This window comes from Pseudomonas sp. PS02302 (genome assembly GCF_029959585.1).
In the GTDB taxonomy this organism is placed as follows: domain Bacteria; phylum Pseudomonadota; class Gammaproteobacteria; order Pseudomonadales; family Pseudomonadaceae; genus Chryseomonas; species Chryseomonas aestiva.
In genome coordinates this window covers 1-20,028 of record NZ_JASCON010000015.1, presented here as the reverse complement: position 1 = coordinate 20,028, position 20,028 = coordinate 1, and the positions used below count along the sequence as shown (strand labels likewise).

The 20,028-nt window shown below is 65.4% G+C and carries 22 protein-coding genes and 1 riboswitch; of the genes, 15 read left to right on the top strand and 7 right to left on the bottom strand.

All coding sequences use genetic code 11. The annotated features are described in order from the left end of the window. Nucleotides 1-96: 96 nt before the first annotated feature. The 3 genes from sucC to brnQ all read left to right on the top strand — a co-directional run bounded on the left by sucC (nt 97) and on the right by brnQ (nt 3,699). Nucleotides 97-1,263, top strand: coding sequence for an ADP-forming succinate--CoA ligase subunit beta (gene sucC, locus QMX82_RS07440; protein ID WP_208694565.1), 1,167 nt, complete (start codon nt 97-99; stop codon nt 1,261-1,263). Next, nucleotides 1,263-2,150, top strand: coding sequence for a succinate--CoA ligase subunit alpha (gene sucD / locus QMX82_RS07435; protein ID WP_208694566.1), 888 nt, complete (start codon nt 1,263-1,265; stop codon nt 2,148-2,150). The genes sucC and sucD overlap by 1 nt, the downstream gene beginning before the upstream one ends. Before the next feature lie 205 nt (nt 2,151-2,355). Beyond that, nucleotides 2,356-3,699, top strand: a complete 1,344-nt coding sequence (gene brnQ / locus QMX82_RS07430) for a branched-chain amino acid transport system II carrier protein (protein WP_208694567.1) — start codon at nt 2,356-2,358, stop codon at nt 3,697-3,699. A 54-nt stretch (nt 3,700-3,753) separates the two neighbouring features. Here the strand turns inward: brnQ and QMX82_RS07425 are convergent, their stop codons facing one another. Continuing rightward, nucleotides 3,754-4,035: a hypothetical protein gene (locus tag QMX82_RS07425; RefSeq protein ID WP_007159246.1), complete on the bottom strand. Its 282-nt coding sequence runs from the start codon at nt 4,033-4,035 to the stop codon at nt 3,754-3,756. Between the two features lie 200 nt (nt 4,036-4,235). Between QMX82_RS07425 and htpG the strand changes: the two genes are divergently transcribed. Then, on the top strand, nt 4,236-6,140 hold the full coding sequence (htpG, locus tag QMX82_RS07420) for a molecular chaperone HtpG (RefSeq protein ID WP_208694568.1): 1,905 nt from the start codon (nt 4,236-4,238) through the stop codon (nt 6,138-6,140). 55 nt (nt 6,141-6,195) lie between these two features. Continuing rightward, nucleotides 6,196-6,933: a dienelactone hydrolase family protein gene (locus QMX82_RS07415; protein WP_208694569.1), complete on the top strand. Its 738-nt coding sequence runs from the start codon at nt 6,196-6,198 to the stop codon at nt 6,931-6,933. A 43-nt stretch (nt 6,934-6,976) separates the two neighbouring features. On the opposite strand, the gene QMX82_RS07410 is transcribed toward QMX82_RS07415, so the two are convergent. Next, nucleotides 6,977-7,549, bottom strand: coding sequence for a SprT family zinc-dependent metalloprotease (locus QMX82_RS07410; RefSeq protein ID WP_261793984.1), 573 nt, complete (start codon nt 7,547-7,549; stop codon nt 6,977-6,979). Further along, nucleotides 7,497-8,117: a DNA-J related domain-containing protein gene (locus QMX82_RS07405; protein ID WP_208694570.1), complete on the bottom strand. Its 621-nt coding sequence runs from the start codon at nt 8,115-8,117 to the stop codon at nt 7,497-7,499. The genes QMX82_RS07410 and QMX82_RS07405 overlap by 53 nt, the downstream gene beginning before the upstream one ends. A 97-nt stretch (nt 8,118-8,214) precedes the next feature. On the opposite strand from QMX82_RS07405, the gene ttcA reads away from it, so the two are divergent. The 9 genes from ttcA (at nt 8,215) to QMX82_RS07360 (ending at nt 16,444) form a co-directional block, all read left to right on the top strand. Next, complete coding sequence (ttcA, locus tag QMX82_RS07400; RefSeq protein WP_158895467.1) at nt 8,215-9,039, top strand: tRNA 2-thiocytidine(32) synthetase TtcA; 825 nt, start codon at nt 8,215-8,217, stop codon at nt 9,037-9,039. After that, nucleotides 9,039-9,710 (top strand): DNA-3-methyladenine glycosylase I, encoded by a 672-nt coding sequence (locus QMX82_RS07395; RefSeq protein ID WP_208694571.1) that lies wholly within the window; start codon nt 9,039-9,041, stop codon nt 9,708-9,710. The genes ttcA and QMX82_RS07395 overlap by 1 nt, the downstream gene beginning before the upstream one ends. Then, nucleotides 9,707-10,471: an SIR2 family NAD-dependent protein deacylase gene (locus tag QMX82_RS07390; protein ID WP_282281984.1), complete on the top strand. Its 765-nt coding sequence runs from the start codon at nt 9,707-9,709 to the stop codon at nt 10,469-10,471. The genes QMX82_RS07395 and QMX82_RS07390 overlap by 4 nt, the downstream gene beginning before the upstream one ends. 96 nt (nt 10,472-10,567) lie before the next feature. After that, complete coding sequence (locus QMX82_RS07385) at nt 10,568-11,206, top strand: C40 family peptidase (protein WP_410003710.1); 639 nt, start codon at nt 10,568-10,570, stop codon at nt 11,204-11,206. Nucleotides 11,207-11,302: 96 nt separating this feature from the next. Continuing rightward, nucleotides 11,303-11,836 carry a C40 family peptidase gene (locus QMX82_RS07380; protein ID WP_208694574.1) on the top strand — a complete coding sequence of 178 codons (534 nt, stop codon included), beginning with the start codon at nt 11,303-11,305 and terminating at the stop codon, nt 11,834-11,836. A gap of 54 nt (nt 11,837-11,890) precedes the next feature. Then, nucleotides 11,891-12,211 carry a hypothetical protein gene (locus tag QMX82_RS07375; RefSeq protein WP_208694575.1) on the top strand — a complete coding sequence of 107 codons (321 nt, stop codon included), beginning with the start codon at nt 11,891-11,893 and terminating at the stop codon, nt 12,209-12,211. A 278-nt stretch (nt 12,212-12,489) separates the two neighbouring features. Then, nucleotides 12,490-13,716, top strand: coding sequence for a c-type cytochrome (locus QMX82_RS07370; protein ID WP_208694576.1), 1,227 nt, complete (start codon nt 12,490-12,492; stop codon nt 13,714-13,716). A 2-nt stretch (nt 13,717-13,718) separates the two neighbouring features. Beyond that, a complete protein-coding gene (locus QMX82_RS07365) occupies nt 13,719-14,201 on the top strand; it encodes a (2Fe-2S)-binding protein (RefSeq protein WP_133859659.1) in 483 nt (160 codons plus the stop codon). Then, on the top strand, nt 14,198-16,444 hold the full coding sequence (locus QMX82_RS07360; RefSeq protein ID WP_208694577.1) for a molybdopterin cofactor-binding domain-containing protein: 2,247 nt from the start codon (nt 14,198-14,200) through the stop codon (nt 16,442-16,444). Before QMX82_RS07365 ends, QMX82_RS07360 begins: the two co-directional genes overlap by 4 nt. Here QMX82_RS07360 and QMX82_RS07355 read toward each other — a convergent pair. The 4 genes from QMX82_RS07355 to QMX82_RS07340 form a co-directional block, all read right to left on the bottom strand. Continuing rightward, on the bottom strand, nt 16,441-17,058 hold the full coding sequence (locus QMX82_RS07355; RefSeq protein ID WP_208694578.1) for a DedA family protein: 618 nt from the start codon (nt 17,056-17,058) through the stop codon (nt 16,441-16,443). The genes QMX82_RS07360 and QMX82_RS07355 overlap by 4 nt on opposite strands. A gap of 131 nt (nt 17,059-17,189) precedes the next feature. Then, nucleotides 17,190-18,032 (bottom strand): metallophosphoesterase family protein, encoded by an 843-nt coding sequence (locus QMX82_RS07350; protein WP_208694579.1) that lies wholly within the window; start codon nt 18,030-18,032, stop codon nt 17,190-17,192. A 258-nt stretch (nt 18,033-18,290) separates the two neighbouring features. Next, the gene (locus QMX82_RS07345) at nt 18,291-18,659 is read right to left on the bottom strand and encodes a YggL family protein (protein WP_208694580.1); all 369 of its coding nucleotides are present in this window, start codon (nt 18,657-18,659) and stop codon (nt 18,291-18,293) included. A gap of 138 nt (nt 18,660-18,797) precedes the next feature. Beyond that, nucleotides 18,798-19,127 carry a four-helix bundle copper-binding protein gene (locus QMX82_RS07340; protein WP_208694581.1) on the bottom strand — a complete coding sequence of 110 codons (330 nt, stop codon included), beginning with the start codon at nt 19,125-19,127 and terminating at the stop codon, nt 18,798-18,800. A 97-nt stretch (nt 19,128-19,224) separates the two neighbouring features. Next, a riboswitch (cobalamin riboswitch) is annotated at nt 19,225-19,419 on the top strand. A 96-nt stretch (nt 19,420-19,515) separates the two neighbouring features. On the opposite strand from QMX82_RS07340, the gene QMX82_RS07335 reads away from it, so the two are divergent. Beyond that, the coding region (locus QMX82_RS07335; protein ID WP_282281970.1) for a cob(I)yrinic acid a,c-diamide adenosyltransferase at nt 19,516-20,028 on the top strand (513 nt) is incomplete at its 3' end.

The following is a 20,028-nucleotide window of genomic DNA, read 5'->3' as shown; positions in this document are numbered from 1 at the left end:
GGTCACAGGTGGCGCGGTGCCCGCGACCGTCCGGAGGACGGCTCGGAGAACGCACAGCGTCGAATGCGCAATACCCAACGAAGACGGTAGACAAGCATGAATCTCCACGAGTATCAGGGTAAGCAGCTGTTCGCTGAATACGGCCTGCCCGTTTCCAAAGGCTACGCTGTCGACACCCCCCAGGAGGCCTACGAGGCTTGCGGCCGTATCGGCGGCGACGAGTGGGTCGTCAAGGCCCAGGTACATGCCGGTGGCCGTGGTAAGGCCGGTGGTGTGAAGCTGGTCAAGAGCAAGGAAGAAGCCAAGGAATTCGCCGCCAAGTGGCTGGGCCAGCGTCTGGTGACCTACCAGACCGACGCCAACGGTCAGCCGGTCACCAAGATCCTGGTTGAATCCTGCACCGACATCGATCAGGAGCTCTATCTGGGCGCCGTGGTCGATCGTTCCAGCCGCCGTATCGTGTTCATGGCGTCCACCGAAGGTGGCGTGGACATCGAGAAGGTCGCTCACGACACTCCGGAAAAGATTCTCAAGGCCACCATCGATCCGCTGGTGGGCGCTCAGCCCTACCAGGGTCGCGACCTGGCTTTCCAGCTGGGCCTGAAGGGTGACCAGATCAAGCAGTTCACCCAGATCTTCGTCGGTCTGGCCAAGCTGTTCCAGGACTACGACCTGGCGCTGCTGGAAGTGAACCCGCTGGTGATCAAGAAGGACGGCAACCTGCACTGCCTGGATGCCAAGCTCAACATCGACAGCAACGCCATCTACCGTCAGCCCAAGCTGCGCGCCTTCCACGACCCGTCGCAGGACGACGCCCGTGAAGCCCATGCGCAGAAGTGGGAACTGAACTACGTGGCCCTGGAAGGCAGCATCGGCTGCATGGTCAACGGTGCCGGTCTGGCCATGGGTACCATGGACATCGTCAACCTGCACGGCGGCAAGCCGGCCAACTTCCTCGACGTTGGCGGTGGCGCGACCAAAGAGCGCGTGACCGAGGCGTTCAAGATCATCCTGTCCGACAGCAACGTGAAGGCCGTTCTGGTCAACATCTTCGGCGGCATCGTGCGCTGCGACATGATCGCCGAAGGCATCATCGGCGCCGTGAAAGAAGTTGGCGTGAAGGTGCCGGTCGTGGTTCGCCTGGAAGGCAACAACGCCGAACTCGGTGCCAAGGTCCTGGCCGAAAGCGGCCTGAACATCATCGCGGCAACCAGCCTGACCGACGCTGCCCAGCAGGTCGTCAAGGCCGCGGAGGGTAAGTAATGAGCGTCCTGATCAACAAAGACACCAAGGTCATCTGCCAGGGCTTCACCGGTAGCCAGGGTACCTTCCACTCCGAACAGGCCATCGCCTACGGCACCCAGATGGTCGGCGGCGTGACCCCCGGCAAGGGCGGCTCCACCCACCTGGGTCTGCCGGTGTTCAACACCGTGCGTGAAGCCGTCGAAGCCACTGGCGCCGACGCTTCGGTGATCTATGTGCCGGCTCCCTTCTGCAAAGACTCCATCATGGAAGCGGCGCTGGGCGGTATCAAGCTGATCGTCTGCATCACCGAGGGTATCCCCACCCTCGACATGCTGGATGCCAAGGTGAAGTGCGACGAGCTGGGCGTACGCCTGATCGGCCCGAACTGCCCCGGCGTCATCACCCCCGGCGAGTGCAAGATCGGCATCATGCCCGGTCACATCCACCTGCCGGGCAAGGTCGGTATCGTGTCGCGTTCCGGCACCCTGACCTATGAAGCCGTGAAGCAGACCACTGACGCCGGCTTCGGCCAGTCCACCTGCGTGGGCATCGGCGGCGACCCCATCCCGGGTTCGAACTTCATCGATATCCTGAAGCTGTTCCAGGAAGATCCGCAGACCGAAGCCATCGTGATGATCGGCGAGATCGGCGGCAGCGCTGAAGAAGAAGCCGCGGCCTACATCAAGACCAACGTGACCAAGCCGGTGGTGTCCTACATCGCCGGTGTCACCGCACCGCCCGGCAAGCGCATGGGCCACGCCGGCGCCATTATCTCCGGCGGCAAGGGTACTGCGGACGAGAAGTTCGCCGCCCTGCAGGACGCGGGTGTGAAGACCGTGCGTTCCCTGGCTGACATCGGCAAGGCCCTGGCCGAGCTGACCGGTTGGGAAGTCAAGAAGGCCTGAGCCTGACTGACTGCAGAAAAGGCCGCCTTCGGGCGGCCTTTTTCATGGGCGCGACCATGACGCCTCATCAGCTGCCGGCTGCCTTTTCGCCGGCAATTCGTTAGGATGGCAACCTTCCGCTCCAATGGCCATACGGTGGCCCCACCAAGACCTGCTCCCATGAGGGCGGGCTGCCTCGTTTTCCTCATTGCTGGTACTGCCTTCCATGAAAGCTTTGCAAAGCCGGGATGTCCTGGCCCTTGGATTCATGACGTTCGCGTTGTTCGTCGGCGCGGGCAACATCATCTTTCCCCCGATCGTCGGTCTACAGGCGGGCGAGCACGTCTGGAGCGCCGCCCTGGGCTTTCTGCTGACCGCCGTCGGCCTGCCGGTGCTGACGCTGATCGCCCTGGCCCGGGTCGGGGGCGGCATGGACGCCCTGAGCAAGCCGCTCGGCCAGACCGCCGCGCGCACCCTGGCCATTGTCTGCTACCTGTCGGTAGGCCCGCTGTTCGCCACGCCGCGCACCGCCACGGTGTCCTTCGAGGTCGGCGTCGCGCCGCTGCTGGGCGACGGACCCATACCGCTGTTTCTCTACAGCCTGGCCTATTTCCTGGTGGTGCTGGTGGTCTCGCTCTATCCGGGACGCCTGCTCGACACCGTGGGGCGCTTTCTCGGTCCGCTGAAGATCCTGGCGCTGGCGGTGCTGGGCGGCGCAGCGCTGTTCTGGCCGGCTGGCGGTCCTGCCACGGCGGCACCGGAATACGCCTCGCGGGCGCTGTCCCAGGGCTTTGTCAACGGCTACCTGACCATGGATACCCTGGGCGCCCTGGTATTCGGCATCGTCATCGTCAACGCCATTCGTGCCCGAGGCGTGACGGCGCCGCAGCTGCTGACGCGCTACACCATCATCGCCGGCCTCATCGCCGGGGCAGGGCTGGTGCTGGTCTACCTGAGTCTGTTCCAGCTCGGCGCCGGCAGCGGGGTGCTGGTGCCCCATGCCAGCAATGGCGCCGAGGTCCTGCATGCCTATGTGCAGCACACCTTCGGCAGCGTCGGCAGCGACTTCCTCGCGGTGCTGATCACCCTGGCCTGCCTGGTCACCGCGGTGGGCCTGACCTGCGCCTGCGCGGAGTTCTTCAGCGAATTCCTGCCGTTCAGCTATCGCAGTCTGGTGGTCCTGCTGGCAGCCTTCTCGCTGCTGGTGTCCAACCTGGGTCTGACCCAGCTGATCCAGATCTCGGTGCCAATCCTGACCGCCATCTATCCGCCCTGCATCGCCCTGGTGGTGATGAGCTTCTTCACCGCCCGCTGGGCGGCGCCCGGGCGCATCCTCGGGCCGGTGCTGCTGGTGGCCCTGGCCTTCGGCATCCTCGATGGCCTGCAGGCGGCGCACCTGACGGTGCCCTATCTGAGCGGTGCCGCGCAGTGGCTGCCGCTGGCCGACTCGGGCCTGGGCTGGCTGTTGCCGGCCGTGGTGGTGGGCCTGGTCGCCCTGACGCTGGAAAGTCTGAAGCGTGGCGGACGTGCGCCTGAGGGTGAAGCCGAGCCGGATCCCTCGCGCTCCTGAATCAGTCGCCCACAAAAAAGCCCGCCTAAGCGGGCTTTTTCATATCCAGACAGCTTACGGCTTGGGCTGGGTAGCCGGCGCGTTGCCGTTGGCGGTACCGGTGGCCGGGCTGACCGAGGTGGCTTCGCCTTTGGATTGCTCCTTGGCAGCCTCGTTGGCGGCTTCATTGCGCTGCTCAGCAGCCTTGTTGCTCTGCTCAGCGGCTTTGTTCAGATTTTCCTGGGCTTTCTGTTCGGTCTTGGCAGCGTCCTGAGCCTTGTTTTCGGAAGGCTTGTCACAGGCGGCGAGGCCGAAGGCGGCAGTGAAGAGCAGGGCAATAGCGAAGGGCTTTTTCATGTGTTTTCTCCTTATGAACTACACGACAGCCGTTCGAGCGCCCCGTTAAAAGTTAAGTTCCGCGTCTAGCCCAGGCATCGCGCAAATTCCTACTTGCATCGCGAACCGAGCGCGCCAAGGTTGAAATGTCATCGGGCGCCCCCATCTCCGCGACATCGCCAGGCATCTGGTGCGTACCTATCGATAGCGGAGTTCGTAGCATGAGTGTGGAGACTCAAAAGGAAACCCTAGGCTTCCAGACCGAAGTGAAGCAGCTGCTTCACCTGATGATTCACTCGCTGTATTCCAACAAGGAAATCTTCCTGCGCGAATTGATTTCCAACGCCTCCGACGCGGCCGACAAGCTCAGATTCGAGGCCTTGTCCAAGCCCGAACTGCTCGAAGGCGGGGATACGCTGAAGATTCGCCTGAGCTTCGACAAGGAGGCCGGCACGGTCACTCTCGAAGACAACGGCATCGGCATGAGCCGCGAAGAGGTGATCGCCCACCTCGGCACCATCGCCAAGTCCGGTACCGCCGATTTCCTGAAGAATCTCAGCGGTGACCAGAAGAAGGATTCCAACCTCATCGGTCAGTTCGGCGTGGGCTTCTACTCGGCCTTCATCGTTGCCGACCAGGTCGACGTCTACACCCGCCGTGCCGGCCAGCCCGCCGCGGATGGCGTGCACTGGTCGTCCAGGGGGGAAGGGGAGTTCGAGGTCGCGAACATCGACAAGCCCGAGCGCGGTACTCGGATCGTGCTGCAGCTCAAGCCCGAGGAAACCGAGTTCGCCGATGGCTGGCGCCTGCGCAACGTGGTCAAGAAATACTCCGACCACATCGGTCTGCCCATCGAGCTGCCCAAGGAGCAGCAGGGTGGCGAGGACGAGCAGCCGGCCGCCGCCGAGTGGGAGACCGTCAACCGTGCCAGCGCGCTCTGGACCCGTCCGCGTACCGAACTCAAGGACGAGGACTACCAGGAGTTCTACAAGCACGTCGGCCATGACTTCGAGAATCCCCTGACCTGGAGCCACAACAAGGTCGAGGGCAAGCTCGAATACACCTCGCTGCTGTACGTACCGGCCCGCGCACCCTTCGATCTCTACCAGCGTGAAGCGCCCAAGGGCCTGAAGCTCTATGTGCAGCGCGTCTTCATCATGGACCAGGCCGACCAGTTCCTGCCGCTGTACCTGAGGTTCATCAAGGGTGTGGTGGATTCCAACGACCTGTCGCTGAACGTGTCCCGCGAGATCCTGCAGAAGGATCCGGTGATCGACTCCATGAAGTCGGCGCTGACCAAGCGCGTGCTGGACATGCTCGAGAAGCTGGCCAAGAGCGAGCCGGAGCGGTATCAGTCGTTCTGGGGCCATTTCGGCCAGGTGCTCAAGGAAGGTCCGGCGGAAGACTTCGCCAATCGCGAGAAGATCGCCGGTCTGCTGCGCTTCGCCTCGACCCACAATGGCGACGATGCCCAGAACGTGTCCCTGGCCGACTACATCGGCCGGATGAAGGACGGTCAGGACAAGATCTACTACCTGACCGGCGAGAGCCATGCCCAGATCAAGAACAGCCCGCACCTGGAAGTCTTCCGCAAGAAGGGTGTCGAGGTGCTGCTGCTGACCGATCGCATCGACGAGTGGCTGATGAGCTATCTCACCGAATTCGATGGCAAGCATTTCGTCGACGTTGCCCGTGGCGATCTGGATCTCGGCAAGCTGGACAGCGAAGAAGACAAGCAGGCCCAGGAAGAGGTCGCCAAGACCAAGGAAGGCCTGGTGGAGCGCCTCAAGCAGGCCCTGGATGCCCAGGTCAGCGAAGTCCGCGTATCCCATCGCCTGACCGATTCGCCGGCGATCCTGGCCATCGGCGAGCAGGACCTCGGCTTGCAGATGCGCCGCATCCTGGAAGCCAGCGGTCAGAAGGCGCCGGATTCCAAGCCGATCTTCGAGATCAATCCGCAGCACCCGCTGATCGAGAAACTCGATGGCGAGCCCGACGAGGACCGCTTCGCCGACCTGTCGCACATCCTGTTCGATCAGGCTGCGCTGGCCGCGGGCGACAGCCTCAAGGATCCCGCCGCCTATGTCCGCCGGTTAAACAAACTGCTGGTGGAATTGTCCGCTTGAAGATGGAGAAGCCCGCCTCGGCGGGCTTTTTCTTATCTACCCTTTGGAGGACCCCATGGTCGATGTCACTGTAAAACCCGTTGCCTACGAAATCGATGGCCAGCCGTTCGAGAGCCAGCTGGTGTACGCCACCAGCGGTAATCCGACCCGTCCGGGCGTGCTCTTCGCGCCCAACTGGATGGGGGTGTCCCATGGCGCCGTCGACCAGGCCAAGGCGCTGGCCGAGGCCGACGGCCTGGCCTACCTGGTCGTGGATTTTTACGGTCGCAATGTGCGTCCGCAGAACGCCGACGAGGCCCTGGCGGCCATGACGCCGATCCGCGGTGATCGCGCGCTGTTGCGCCAGCGCATGCAGGCGGCTCATGCGGCGCTGGTCGCCCAGGCCGAGACGGCGGCGGTGGACGTCCACCAGATCGCTGCCATCGGCTTCTGTTTTGGCGGCTGCGCGGCGCTGGAACTGGCGCGTGATGGGGCGCCGCTGAGCGCTGTGGTGACCTTCCACGCCAACCTGGATACGCCCAACCCGGCCGATGCGGCCCGTATCACCGGTCCGGTGCTGGTGCTGCACGGCGCCGCCGATCCCATGGTGCCGGACGAGCAACTCACCGGCTTCCGCCAGGAGATGGATGCCGCCCAGGTGGATTGGCAACTGCTGAGCTATGGCGGCGCGGTGCATTCCTTCACCGATCCCGAAGCCAACACTCCGGGCAAGCAGCAGTATCACCCGGTGGTGGCCAAGCGTGCCTTCCTGGCGATGCACGACCTGTTCGACGAAGTCTTCGCCCAGGGCTGATGATCTTCGTTGTCTGCCGGAGCCCGGGTCGGGCCCGGCAGGGTCAGCCGCGGATGACTTCCTGGGTGAAATCCAGCGGGCCGCGGCAGCGTCGGCACAGATAGCGCCGTCCCTTGCGCACCAGGGCGTGACGCTGGGCGGTGAATTCGAAGCGACCGTCCGGGCAGTTGCAGCGATACAGGTACAGGGTGCGGGCCCGTTGCGGCAATTCGTAGGTATGGCAGCGATCCGGCGGCAGGCCATAGACGCCACGCATGATCAGCTGCCACTCCTCGCCATGGGGCCTGATGCTGCCGCCGAACAACTGGTGTGCCACCAGATGCGCTACCTCATGGGCCACGGTCTGTTCGAGGAAGTGAGCGCGATTTTGCTGATAGAGCTGCCCGTTGAATCTCAACCGGTTCTCGGTGAGATGGGCGACGCCGGCGCGCTGGCCGCGCAGGGCCAGGCCGACGTCAGGGCGCGGGAAGCGACGTTTGAAGAAGGCCTCGGCCTGCCGATAGCAGTCTTCGACCCGGGCGTGGAGTTGTTCAGGCATGGGCAACCTCTGGCGAGGCGGGTGATTATGCCGAAGCTGGTGCCTGCGCCCTAGCGTCCGCGGTCGGCTGGTGGCCATAGTGCCGCCTCAGCGTATCCATGGCCGCGTTGATGGTCTGCAGTCGACCGGTACTGCCGCCACGATCCGGATGGTGCCGACTGGCGAGCTGGCGATAGCGGCGGCGGATCTGGCCGTAGTCCGCCGAACGATCCAGGCCCAGCAGGCGCAGGGCTTCCAGCAGTTCGGACTCGCCATTGACCAGCGCCCAGAAGTGATTGAGCAGGTTGGCCACGTCTTCCGGCGTGGTGTTCTCCAGCTGGGTGAGATCCAGGTAATAGGCGCGCAGCGGATCGGCCACGATCAGCCCGGGCCGGGCGCGCAGATAGGGTCGCAGTTCGATGCGCAGGGCGCTGATGATCAGTTCGGCGCGCTGTTCGGCACGCAACTGGTCGCGCAGCTGGTAGAGGGCATTGAAGACGCGGAAATGCAGGCGGAAGAGTTCGTAGTTGTCGGTCACCGGGCGCGGCGGCACCAGGGGCGAACCCGCCCGGCGCAAGGCCTGCAGCAACTCGTACTCCGACAGACTGGTCTGGGCTCCGAGCAGTTCCTGATGCAGCGCCGTCATGAGCGCCTGGGTTTCGCTCATGGCTGCCGGTCGCCGCGGACTGACGTTCGGGGTAGGGCGGCGGAAGCTTTGCGCGTAAAATGCCGGCCTTTCGTTTTTTCCTTTCGCGGATTCATCCATGGGCACCCTTTCGGTCAACCAGAACAAGCTGCAAAAACGCCTGCGCCGTCTTACCGGCGAAGCCATCGCCGACTACAACATGATCGAGGACGGCGACAAGGTCATGGTCTGCCTGTCCGGTGGCAAGGACAGCTACACCCTGCTCGACATGCTGCTCTATCTGCAGAAGGTCGCGCCGATTCGTTTCGAGATCGTGGCGGTCAACCTCGACCAGAAGCAGCCGGGCTTTCCTGAACACGTTTTACCCCAGTATCTGCAGGAACTGGGGGTCGAGTACCACGTTCTGGAACGTGATACCTATTCCGTGGTGAAGGAAAAGATCCCCGAGGGCAAGACCACCTGTTCGCTGTGCTCGCGCCTGCGCCGGGGCATCCTCTATACCTTCGCCGACGAGATCGGCGCGACGAAGATGGCGCTCGGCCATCATCGCGACGACATGGTAGAAACCTTCTTCCTCAATTTGTTCCATGGCGGCACCCTCAAGGCCATGCCGCCCAAGTTGCGCGCCGATGACGGCCGCAATGTGGTGATCCGCCCGCTCGCCTACTGCAACGAGAAGGACATCGAGGCCTACGCCGTCCTGCGCGAATTCCCCATCATTCCCTGCAACCTTTGCGGCTCCCAGGAAAACCTGCAGCGCAAGGTGGTCAAGGAGATGCTGCTGGAGTGGGAGCGCAAGACGCCGGGGCGCACCGAGATCATGTTCCGCGCCCTGCAAAACGTGGTGCCCTCGCAGCTGGCCGATCGCGAGCTGTTCGACTTCGCCAGTCTCAAGATCGATGACAGCGCGACGCCGCGCTTCGTCCAGGTGATGAATCTCTGATGCGGGACTACGCCTGGCTGCTCGAATACGCCCTCAACCGCTGTGGCTCGCGTGCGGCCCTGGAAGCGCGACTGCCGCAACCGGTGGATGCCGCGACCCTGAGGTCCGTGGGCGATGACCGCTATCTGTCGCTGCTGACCCGCCGCATCTTTCGCGCCGGACTCAAGCACAGCCTGGTGGATGCCAAGTGGCCGGCCTTCGAGGAGGTCTTCTTCGGCTTCGATCCGGAGAGGGTGGTGCTCATGGGCGGCGAACGCCTGGAGCGGCTGATGCAGGATGCGCGGCTGATCCGCCACCTGGGCAAGTTGCGCAGCGTGCCGATCAACGCCCAGATGGTGCTCGACTTCCAGCGTAGCCACGGCAGCTTCGGCCAGTTGCTGGCCGAATGGCCAACAGAGGACATCGTTGGCCTGTGGGAGCTGCTGACCAAACGTGGCAACCAGCTGGGTGGCCTGTCGGCGCAGCGCTTCCTGCGCATGGCCGGCAAGGACACCTTTCTGGCGACCGACGATGTGGTGACGGCGCTCAAGGCGCAGAACATCCTCGACAAGGCGCCCACCGCCAAGCGCGATCGGCAGCAGATGCAGGAGGCCTTCAACCTCTGGCAGGAGCAGAGCGGGCGTCCGCTCTGCCAGCTGTCGGTGATGCTGGCCCTGACGGTGAATCATTGACTGACGCCCTGGCCCGCGCCCGGGGTCTGCTCGCACGGGCCGGGCGGGTGCTGTTCATCACCGGGGCTGGGCTTTCCGCCGACTCCGGACTGCCGACCTATCGCGGCCTTGGCGGGCTGTACAACGGCCTCACCGAGGAAGGCATCCCCATCGAGGCGGCGCTGTCGGGCAGCATGCTCCGGCAGCGTCCGGAGCTCTGCTGGCGCTACCTGGCGCAACTCGGCCGCGCCTGCGCCGCGGCCGTGCCCAATGCGGCGCACCAGGCGATTACCGATTTCGGCGTTCGACATCCCGGCAGCTGGGTACTGACACAGAACATCGACGGCTTTCATCGCCAGTCGGGTTTTCCATCGGAGCGGCTGATCGAGATCCACGGACAACTGGAGCCGCTCGCCTGCATGAGTTGCGCGCAGGCCGTCGAGGAGGCTCAGGATTACCTGGCCGGTCCGTTGCCACCGCGTTGTCCCTCCTGCGGCGGTATGTTGCGGCCACCCGTGGTGCTGTTCGAGGAAGCCTTGCCGGTCATCGAACTGCAGCGCCTGCAGGAGGCGGTGGAGGAGGGCTTCGACCTGGTGATCGCCGTCGGCACCACGGCTGCCTTCGGCTACATCCAGGCGCCGATCGGGCAGGCCCTGGCGCAGGGGGGTGACCTCATCGAGATCAACCCGGACCGTTCGTCGCTGAGTGGCCTGGCGACCGTTCAGATCAAAAAAAGGGCCGTAGACGTCCTTCCCGGGCTTTTGAGTCACATCGATGGCTAAAAAAACTTGCCATCTGTGATCCAGGTCGGCAAGGTGTCGAAACTTTGAAAAAACGACACGGTCGTGCCCATGCCAAGGAACCGCCTCGCACCCCTCGTGCCCCTGTCTTTTGTCTGTCTGCTCGCCGCCTGTGCGAGTGCGCCGCAAAGTCCTGACACCCTCGTTACCCAGGATTCGCCTACTACCTCCCGGACGTTCCAGGCCGCTTCGCTGCATGGCCTGGGTGGCGCTGGCAACGGCTCCGCGCCTGTGGAGGCCGAGGGTGCTCAGCAACGTCCGGTCTTTCCGCATACCCAGTCGCCGCATCAGCTCGACTGGGAGCGCGAGGTCGGCCCGCGCCAGGCGCTGCCGAATCTGGCGGACCAGATCCTCAATCGTGCCACCCAGCTGGTGGGGACGCCCTATCGCCGTGGCGGCAGCACCCTGGCCGGTTTCGACTGCAGCGGTTTCGTCAATTACGTGTTTCGCGAGCGCGCCGGGATGAGCCTGCCGCGTTCCACCCGCGAGATCATCGATCTCGAAGTACCGGTAGTCAGCAAGAACGATCTGGAACCTGGCGACCTGTTGCTGTTCAATAGCAACGGCCGTGGCCGGGTCAGTCACACCGGTATCTACATGGGCGAAGGCAAATTCATCCATTCCTCCAGTCGTCGTAGCGGCGGGGTGCGGGTGGACAGCCTGAACGACCAGTACTGGAAGGTGAGTTTCCTGGAAGGCAAGCGCGTATTGCGCTGAGGCGTATCGCCGCGATCTTCGCCGGTGCGCTTCGAGGACCCGTCGAGGCTGCGTGGCAGGCCGACGGTGATCGATGGATAACTAAGGATGTCTCCAATGCCGCATGCGGCTCGCCTCGGATTGTATTGCGCCTTCGTACTGCTGGCCGCCTGTGCCGGCAGGCCGCCCCAGGCCCCCGCAACGGCCCCGGTCGTCTCCCGTCCCCTGCTGGAAAGCCAGGCCCAGGCGGCCAACGATGTACTCTTTCGGGCCATCGGCCTGGTCGGCACCCCCTATCGCTACGGCGGCAACACCCCGGCCGGTGGGTTCGACTGCAGCGGTCTGATCGGCTACGTCTATCGCGATGCGGCTGGCGTGACCCTGCCGCGCTCGACCCGCGAGATGATCACCCTCGGCTCGCCCAATGTGGCGCGCAACGCCCTGCAGCCCGGTGATCTGATCTTCTTCGCCACCGCCGGTGGTCGTCAGGTCAGCCATGCCGGCATCTATGTCGGGGAAGGGCGCTTCGTGCATGCGCCGCGTACCGGCGGTACCGTACGCCTGGACAGCTTGGCCAAGCCCTACTGGCAGAACAGCTACCTGCAGGCCAAGCGCGTGCTGGTCACGCCGAGTCTCGCCGGCGGCTATTGAACCCCGTTTCGCCTGGGCCGCTCGAATGGGCATCCAGCCCGTGCGGAGCCCATCATGCCCCAGGCGATACGTCTGCCGCCCCAGCCGGCTCGTTGCGAGCTGTGCGGTCGGGCGGCGCCGCTCACCCGCCATCATCTGATCCCTCGCTCGCTGCACGACAAGGCCTACGTGCGCAAGAGATTCGACCGCATCAGCCGGATCACCGCCACCCTCTGGGTCTGCCGACCCTGCCACAACCATATCCACCAGACCTTCGACGAAAAGACCCTGGCACTGGAATACAACAGCCGTGAGTTGTTGCTCAGCGATGCGCGCATTCGCCAGTTCGTCGACTGGCTGGCGGCCAAGCCCGATGGCTTCATCCCCAAACGCTGAGTAATACCACCCCTATAGCATTTTACATCTGGGTGATTTCCTTCCTGTTCGGAGTGCAGGTAATCAGGATCCGAGGCAGGCAGCGTTCCAGGGGCACGCATCAGGATGCAGCCGGACCGAAGTGGGAATGTAAAGGCCGCTGTCAAGGTGCGGGCTGAAACTGTCGCCTGCATCTCACCTCCGGGGGCGAACGTTACGGCGGCTTGCCGCTGCGATTAGGATGAAGGCAAAGCCACGGCGGAATCGGCCAGTCCGATTCGACCTCACGAGGAGAGCTGATGAGATCCCTGGCCCTGCCCCTGCTGGCGGGGATGCTGCTCCTGTCCAGGACCGCGCTGATCCACGCCAACGAGACGCCCCTGGCGCGTGGCGAATATCTGACCCGCCTGGGCAACTGCCAGGGCTGCCATACCCGTCCCGATGGCGCGCCCTTCGCCGGTGGCGTCGCCTTCGAGACGCCTTTTGGCCGTCTCTATTCGAGCAACATCACCCCGGATCGCGAGCACGGGCTGGGTGACTGGACGGCGGACGAGTTTCGCCGGGCCTTGCACGAGGGGCTGGGGCGGGAGGGCGAGCAGCTCTATCCGGCCTTTCCCTATACGGCCTTTACCCGCTTGAGCGACGAGGATGTCGCGGCCATCTTCGCCTATCTGCAGGTCCAGCGCCCCGTACCCTATGCACCGCCGGCCAATGCCTTGCGCTTTCCCTTCGATCAGCGTGCCCTGATCCGTGGCTGGAAATGGCTGAACTTCCGTCAGGGTCCGCTGCCTGCCGTGGCGGACGCTGAGGTGGCGCGGGGCGCCTACCTGGCGGAGGCGGTGGGGCACTGCCAGGAGTGCCATACGCCGCGGACCTGGAGCCAGGGTCTCGACAGCGGTCGGGCCTATGCCGGCGCGACCCAGCAAGGCTGGACGGCCTGGAATCTCACCGCGGATCCCCGCGGCCTTGGCGGCTGGAGCGATGCCAAGCTGGCCAGCTATCTGCGCGAAGGGCATCAGCGTGGCGAAGCCGTGGCGGCGGGACCCATGGCCGAGGTGGTGAGTGGCGGTACCCGTCATCTGAAGGATGCGGACCTCGGCGCCCTGATCGCTTATCTGCGGACCCTGCCGGCGCAGCCCGGAGCGGTGCCGGCGCGGGCCGAGGTGCAGCCGCCCGGGGAAACCGGGCCGCTTACCGCTGCCGAGGCGGAAAGCGCGGCCTTGCTGCAATCCGCCTGCGCCAGCTGTCATGCCCCGGATGACCGGGGGCCGGCTGGTCCCTATCCACGCTCCTTCAGCAACTATTCGGCGGTGCGCGATCCCGCAGGGACCAACCTGGTGCGCGTCCTGCTCGACGGCCTCGATCGCCAGGGGCGGACCGAGCACGCCTTCATGCCAGCCTATCGGGACTTGCTCAGCGATCAGCAACTGGCCGATCTGGCCACCTACATCGGCCGCCGCTTTGGCGGCCACGCCGCCGACATCCGTCCTGCGGACGTGGCGGCCGCGCGCGAAGGAGAGAAATAGCGGTGGCGGCCATCGAATTGAAGGTCAATGGCGAGCAGCGACAACTCGACGTCGATCCGCGCATGCCCTTGTTGGAGGCCTTGCGTGACGAACTGGGTCTCAAGGGGCCGAAGTTCGGCTGCGGCCTGGGCGAGTGTGGCGCCTGTACGGTGCTGGCGGATGGCAAGCCGGTGCGTGCCTGTCTGCTGCCGGCAGTCTCCTTTGCCGGTCGTGAGCTGCTGACCCTGGAAGGTCTGGGTACGCCTGAGGCGCCGCATGCGTTGCAGCAGGCCTTTATCGAGGAACAGGCGGCGCAGTGCGGCTATTGCATCCCCGGCATGGTGATGACCGCCCGGGCGCTGCTCGAACGCGTGCCCGATCCCAGCGATGCACAGATCCGCCAGGCGCTGGCGGCCAACTTCTGTGGCTGCGGTACCCACTATCGCATCCTCCGTGCGGTCAAGCGGGCGGCGGTGCTCCTGCGCGACGGGCAGGCTCCGGCATGACGCTGTCGCGACGTGCCTTTCTCGGCGGCAGCGCAGTGCTGCTGCTGGGTTTCAGCCTGCAGCGACCGGTCGCCGCCCAGGTGCTGCCTGCACCGGCTGACCCGGCGGATCTGGCCAAGACCTTCGATCAGCGCCAGCTGGATGCCTGGCTGGCGGTGGACGCCCAGGGCCAGGTCACCGTCTACAGCGGCAAGGTGGAACTGGGTACCGGGGTCAGCACGGCGCTGCGGCAGATCGTGGCCGAGGAGCTTTGCGTGGCCTTTGCCGCCACCCGGCTGATCCAGGGCGATACCCGGCTGACCCCGGACCAGGGCATCACCGCCGGCAGCAAGAGTCTGCAGGTGGGCGGCGCCCAGTTGCGCAAGGCCGCCGCCAGCGCACGGCAATTCCTGTTTCTGGAGGGGTCGCGGCGCCTGGGGCTGGATCTGGCGGTGGTGGACACGGTGGATGGCCGCGTGGTCTATCGCGGCGATCCCAGCGGGCGCTTTGTCAGCTATGGCGAACTGGTGGGTGGACGGCCCCTGGGGCGGCTGGTCAATCAGGCCGTGCGTACCCGCGCCGTCAAGGATTACCGCCTGGTCGGCACCTCGGTGCCGCGCGAGGACATCCCCGCCAAGCTGTTTGGCAGTTTCGACTATGTCCATGACCGGCGCCTGCCCGGCATGCTGCATGGCTGCGTGATACGGCCGCCCTGCACCGGCTCGGCGCGGCTGGCGGGGGTGAGCCTGCGCGGTATCGATGCCAGCGCCCTGCCGGCCGGCGCGCAGCTGGTGTACGAAGGCGCCTTCGTCGCGGTGGTGGCCGAGCAGCCCTGGCTGGCGCGGCAGGGCGCGGCGGCGCTGCGGGTGGACTGGAGCCTGGTGTCGGACCTGCCACTGCCGGGCGAACTCTACGCTCGGCTGGAAGCCAAGGCCGGACCGGCCGACATCCAGCAGGAGGCCGGTGACGTTGAAGGCGAATTGGCGAATGCCGCGCAGCGGCTGGACGCCGAGTATCGCTGGCCCTATCAGAACCATGACTCCATCGGTCCCTCCTGCGCGGTGGCGGACGTGCGTGCCGACGGCGCCACGGTCTGGAGCGGTACCCAGGGCGTCTATCAGCTCCGGGCGGCACTGGCGGATTTGCTGGCGCTGCCGGAAGACAGTATCCATGTCATCTATCAGCAGGCTTCGGGTTGCTATGGCCATAACGGCGCCGATGACGCGGCGGCCGATGCGGCGCTGCTGTCCAAGCTGTGCGGCCGTCCGGTGCGGGTGCAGTGGAGTCGGGCCGACGAGCACGGCTGGAATCCCAAGGGTCCGGCCATGCTGCTGCGTCTGGCGGGTGGCCTGAGCGCGGCTGGTGATCTGCTCGCCTGGCGCTTCGCCAACTGGACGCCTACCCACCTGACCCGACCCAATGGCCAGACCGGCAAGGCGGCGCTGCTCGCCGGGCAGCTGGCCTACAACCTGCCGCTCAAGGGCGGGCGGGGCGGCGGCAATCGCAATGCGCCGCTGGACTACGACCTGCTCAACGTCCAGGTGGCCACCCATTGGCTGGAAGCCGGGGATTCGCCGCTGCGACCCTCGGCCCTGCGCGCCCTGGGAGCGGTCGGCAATACCTTTGCCAACGAATCCTTCATGGACGAGCTGGCCCTGGCGGCCGGGGTCGATCCGCTGGAATTCCGCCTGCGCTATCTGCAGGACCTTCGCGCCCGGGCGGTGCTGCAGGCCGCCACCGCCAAGGCCGGTTGGCAACCACCCACCAGGCAGGAAAAGGTCTGGGACGGTGCCCAGGCAAAAGGGCAGGGGCTGGCCTTCCTGCACTACGAAAACGAAAACGCCTATGTGGCCGCGGTGGTCGAGGTGGCGGTGGGCGAGGCGACGGGGATCCGGGTCACCCGCGTGGTGGTGGCCCATGACTGCGGTCTGATCGTCAATCCGGATGGCCTGCGCAATCAGCTGGAAGGCTGCGTGGTCCAGGGCATCGCCCGGACCCTCAAGCAGGCGGTACGCTTCGATCACCAGGGAGTGACCAGCCTGGAGTGGAGTGCCTATCCGCCGCTGACCTTCAACGAATTGCCCGAGCTGGAACTGGAGCTGATTGATCGGCCGGAAGAACCGGCGGTGGGAGCCGGGGAGGCCACCACCGCGGCCATCCCCGCGGCCATCGCCAATGCCGTGGCGGCGGCGACCGGTCTGCGCCTGCGCGAGGTACCGCTGAATCGCCAGCGTTTGCGCGAGGCGCTGGCCGCTAGCCGCTAGGCGCGTTTCAGCCGCTGCTTGAAGAACAGCGCGGCGCCGGCGCCCAGCACGGCGACGATCACCGCGCCGATCCACAGCGACTCGTTGCCGGCGAAGCTGAAGTGGTTGGCGCCCTTGGCCGCCAGATAACCCGGGCCCATCATCAGCGGCGCCCAGACGATGGCCGAGAGCACATTGGCCGACTGGAAGCGCAGCTGGTTCATCGCCATCATCCCGGCCACCAGAGGCACGGTGTTGCGGATCATGGTCAGGAAGCGTCCGCCGAATACCGCGAAGAAGCCATAGCGGCGAAAGAACAGCCGGGTCCTGGCCACCTGCTTGCGATAGCGGCGAAAGGGCGGGCGGTGGACGATACTGGGACCGAGCCAGCGGCCGATGATGTAGGAGCAGATGTCGCCGAGGATGGCGCCGACGATGGCGGCCAGCACCAGCGGCACCGGCGAGAGCACCCCGGAGCCGGCCAGGCCGCCGACCACCAGCAGCAGCGCCGTGGCCGGAATGAAGACGCCCAGCAGCACCAGGGACTCGCCAAAGGCGAGCAGGCCGACGAGCAGCGGCGCCCAGGCCTGGTGGGTTTCGATAAAGCCAAGTAGCGATTGCGTCAGGGATTCCATGGGAGGCCACTCTTGCCGAAAGTCCTAAGACTACGTTGCACTCGTGGCCTGCCAGCCGTTTCAACAGCTTGAATCAATTTCCATTGCTGGAAGTGCGCAGGAGCGCGCATTGGCGCCCCCGACGGGACGCCTCAGCGTTTCGCCAGAGCGTCCTGAGCGTCCTGAGCAGCCTGCCAGCGCAGTGCGTGGCGCTCGCCGACGACGAAACGATCGCCCTGGAAGTCCCAGCGCTCCACGTCCACGGTCTTTTCCGCCCCTTCGCCGACCAGCAGGCGATTGAAGGAGTTGGGCGAGGTGCCGCGCACGCGAGAGGAGAGGGCGGTGCCGGCCTGGACGATCCAGACCTCGCGGGGCAGGGTGGGGTACTGGCGACTCAGCGGCAGCACATAGGGCAGATGGATATGCCCGCCCATCACCAGATCCAGTCCGGCGTCGGCCCAGGTGGCCAGGGCGTGATCGGCGTTGTGCTGCAGATTGCTCAGGTCACTGAGTTCGAGGGCGCCGAAGGGCTGGTGGGCGATGACGATGCGCAGCTTGCCCGGACCGGCGCGGCGCAGGCGCTCGGCCACCCGCTCGATCTGCTCGGTGCTTACCGCGCCGTCCTTGTGGCGTTGCGGAGCGGTGGTGTTGAGCCCGACCAGCAACAGCTCGTCGTTTTCGAAACTGGGCTCCAGATCCTGGCCGAAATGGCGGCGATAGTTGCCATAGGGCGTCAGGAAACGCGCGAAGACGTTGTACAGCGGCAGGTCGTGATTGCCCGGGATCACCAGGGTTTGCGGAATGCCGTGGCTTTCCAGGCGTTCGACGAAGGTCTTGGCGGCGGCGAATTGTTCGCGCCGGGCGCGCTGGGTGATGTCCCCGGAGAGGATGAGGACATCGGCGCCGTGCTCGCGGACATGGGCTTCCAGAGCCGCGACCACGGCGGGTTGCTCGGTGCCGAAGTGGGTATCGGAGATTTGTAGGAGGGTCGTCATGAGGACCTGTTTTCCAACGGATTCCCCTTTACGACCGCAACGGGCGCCAAGCTATCCGGCGAGCACTAGTCAGAGGCTGTTCCAAGGCTCGCTAGCCAGCGCCAAACAAGGCCTAGGCGGCCCCGCGAAAATGGCTGAGGAAGCGGATCAACCCCGTGCTTTTACTTGCGTGGGGTAAATGAGCATTCCGACCGGGCTGGCGACCCAGGCCATTTTCAACGCAGTTTGGCCGACGCGCAGCAGCCTTCGAACAGTCTCTTAGACTTCGCCGTCGTGATGCCAGGCGTCATGCAGCTCGGAGGCATTGGCTTCGCCGACTTCGGCGCGGGCCTTGAGCCAGTCCAGCAGGGCGGTACGGTCTTCCGCGGTGGGCGAGGTGTAGCGCTTGTTGGCCATGATGGTGCCTTCGACCCAGGCGTTGTCGAAGCCGCCGATGTAGTCCAGCGTGCGCTCTTCGACGTAGTCGATGAAGTCGCCCAGGAAGGTGTCCAGATCGTCTTCGCTGAGTTCGTTCTTGAAGCTCACCTTGATTTCAAAGGCCAGTTCCTGGAATTCGCCCAGGTACTGCTTCTTGCGCAGGCGACGCTTCATGCGGCTCAAACGGGGATCTTGGTTGGTATCGGTCATGGCGAAGGCCTGGATATCGATTAAAGGGCGGGCATTATCCCTGGCGTCGACGGGTAATGCCAATGCCGACCGCTCCAGCGGTGGGTCGGCCGGACCTTTTTGCCTGCGACCGGAGCGCGCAGTAGCGGAAGGACCTGCTCAGGCCGCCATGGCCGCGCAGGCATCGGCGCAGGCGTTGCAGGCCCGGGCGCAGGCCTGGCAGTGTTCGGCCTTGTGCTTGCCGCATTCGGCGGCGCAGGCGCGGCAGGTGGCCAGGCACAGGGCGCAGGCTTCGGCAATGCGGTCGCTATCGCGCTGCATGAAGGTGGCGGCCAGGCGACAGGCATCGGCGCAGTCGCGGTCCAGGCGGACGCAGTCGCGCATCATGTCCAGATTGACTTCGCCCAGGCAGGCGCTGGCGCAGGTTTCACAGGCGGCGGCGCAGTCGAGACAGGCCTTGATACAGGCGGCGAGGGTGGCATCGTTCATCCGGTAGCTCCTGGTGAGGGTTGCCTAGGGTGGACCCGGCCGCCTGGCGCCGAGTTCGGCCGGTGCGATCGATTGACGCTCTCCCGGGTAGTCCGTACCCTGCGCCCTTGCACGTGGTGCCCCGCCTCGCCGGGGTGAAACAGGGAAGCCGGTCGAGCCGGCGCTGCCCCCGCAACGGTAGTTGAGCAGTAGCTGCGCGATACCCACTGGCCCTGGCCGGGAAGGGGCGCAGCAGATGCCCCCAGGGCATCGGCTCACCAGCCCGGAGACCGGCCACGCTTGCGTTCATCTCGGCGATGCGGAGGGCGTCGCGCGGCGTCGCCACCTGCCTTGCGCGGGCGGCGTCTCTGCCCGTTTCTCCGCCGCGCCCGCACCCGGAGAACCACCCATGACCGATAGCCCCGATTCGACCAGCCCCGAGCGCGACGAGCGCCACCGTGCGCGCATGGTGCGCAAGAAGGCGGTGATCGACGCCCGCATCGCCGAAGCTCAGGACGAGCGCGGCCTGCTGCTGGTCCACACCGGCATCGGCAAGGGCAAGAGCAGCTCGGCCTTCGGCATGGCGGCGCGTGCCCTCGGCCATGGCATGAAGGTGGGCGTGGTGCAATTCATCAAGGGCCGCCGCGACACCGGCGAGCAACTCTTCTTCAGGCGCTTCCCGGACGAGGTGCGCTACCACGTCATGGGCGAGGGCTTCACCTGGGATACCCAGGACCGGGCCCGCGATCTGCAGTCGGCTGCCGCCGCCTGGGCGGTGGCGGTCGAGCTGCTGCGCGATCCGGCCATCGGCCTGGTGCTGCTGGACGAACTCAACATCGCCTTCAAGCACGGCTATCTGGACGTCGACCAGGTGCTGGCCGATCTGGCCGGGCGCCCGGCGCACCAGCACGTGGTGGTGACC

Excerpts from the sequence above, each read along its gene's own strand:
- sucC (WP_208694565.1), top strand. The coding sequence starts at position 97 with ATGAATCTCCACGAGTATCAGGGTAAGCAGCTGTTCGCTGAATACGGC.
- sucD (WP_208694566.1), top strand. The coding sequence starts at position 1,263 with ATGAGCGTCCTGATCAACAAAGACACCAAGGTCATCTGCCAGGGCTTC.
- brnQ (WP_208694567.1), top strand. The coding sequence starts at position 2,356 with ATGAAAGCTTTGCAAAGCCGGGATGTCCTGGCCCTTGGATTCATGACG.
- QMX82_RS07425 (WP_007159246.1), bottom strand. The coding sequence starts at position 4,035 with ATGAAAAAGCCCTTCGCTATTGCCCTGCTCTTCACTGCCGCCTTCGGC.
- htpG (WP_208694568.1), top strand. The coding sequence starts at position 4,236 with ATGAGTGTGGAGACTCAAAAGGAAACCCTAGGCTTCCAGACCGAAGTG.
- QMX82_RS07415 (WP_208694569.1), top strand. The coding sequence starts at position 6,196 with ATGGTCGATGTCACTGTAAAACCCGTTGCCTACGAAATCGATGGCCAG.
- QMX82_RS07410 (WP_261793984.1), bottom strand. The coding sequence starts at position 7,549 with ATGGCCACCAGCCGACCGCGGACGCTAGGGCGCAGGCACCAGCTTCGG.
- QMX82_RS07405 (WP_208694570.1), bottom strand. The coding sequence starts at position 8,117 with ATGAGCGAAACCCAGGCGCTCATGACGGCGCTGCATCAGGAACTGCTC.
- ttcA (WP_158895467.1), top strand. The coding sequence starts at position 8,215 with ATGGGCACCCTTTCGGTCAACCAGAACAAGCTGCAAAAACGCCTGCGC.
- QMX82_RS07395 (WP_208694571.1), top strand. The coding sequence starts at position 9,039 with ATGCGGGACTACGCCTGGCTGCTCGAATACGCCCTCAACCGCTGTGGC.
- QMX82_RS07380 (WP_208694574.1), top strand. The coding sequence starts at position 11,303 with ATGCCGCATGCGGCTCGCCTCGGATTGTATTGCGCCTTCGTACTGCTG.
- QMX82_RS07375 (WP_208694575.1), top strand. The coding sequence starts at position 11,891 with ATGCCCCAGGCGATACGTCTGCCGCCCCAGCCGGCTCGTTGCGAGCTG.
- QMX82_RS07370 (WP_208694576.1), top strand. The coding sequence starts at position 12,490 with ATGAGATCCCTGGCCCTGCCCCTGCTGGCGGGGATGCTGCTCCTGTCC.
- QMX82_RS07360 (WP_208694577.1), top strand. The coding sequence starts at position 14,198 with ATGACGCTGTCGCGACGTGCCTTTCTCGGCGGCAGCGCAGTGCTGCTG.
- QMX82_RS07355 (WP_208694578.1), bottom strand. The coding sequence starts at position 17,058 with ATGGAATCCCTGACGCAATCGCTACTTGGCTTTATCGAAACCCACCAG.
- QMX82_RS07350 (WP_208694579.1), bottom strand. The coding sequence starts at position 18,032 with ATGACGACCCTCCTACAAATCTCCGATACCCACTTCGGCACCGAGCAA.
- QMX82_RS07345 (WP_208694580.1), bottom strand. The coding sequence starts at position 18,659 with ATGACCGATACCAACCAAGATCCCCGTTTGAGCCGCATGAAGCGTCGC.
- QMX82_RS07340 (WP_208694581.1), bottom strand. The coding sequence starts at position 19,127 with ATGAACGATGCCACCCTCGCCGCCTGTATCAAGGCCTGTCTCGACTGC.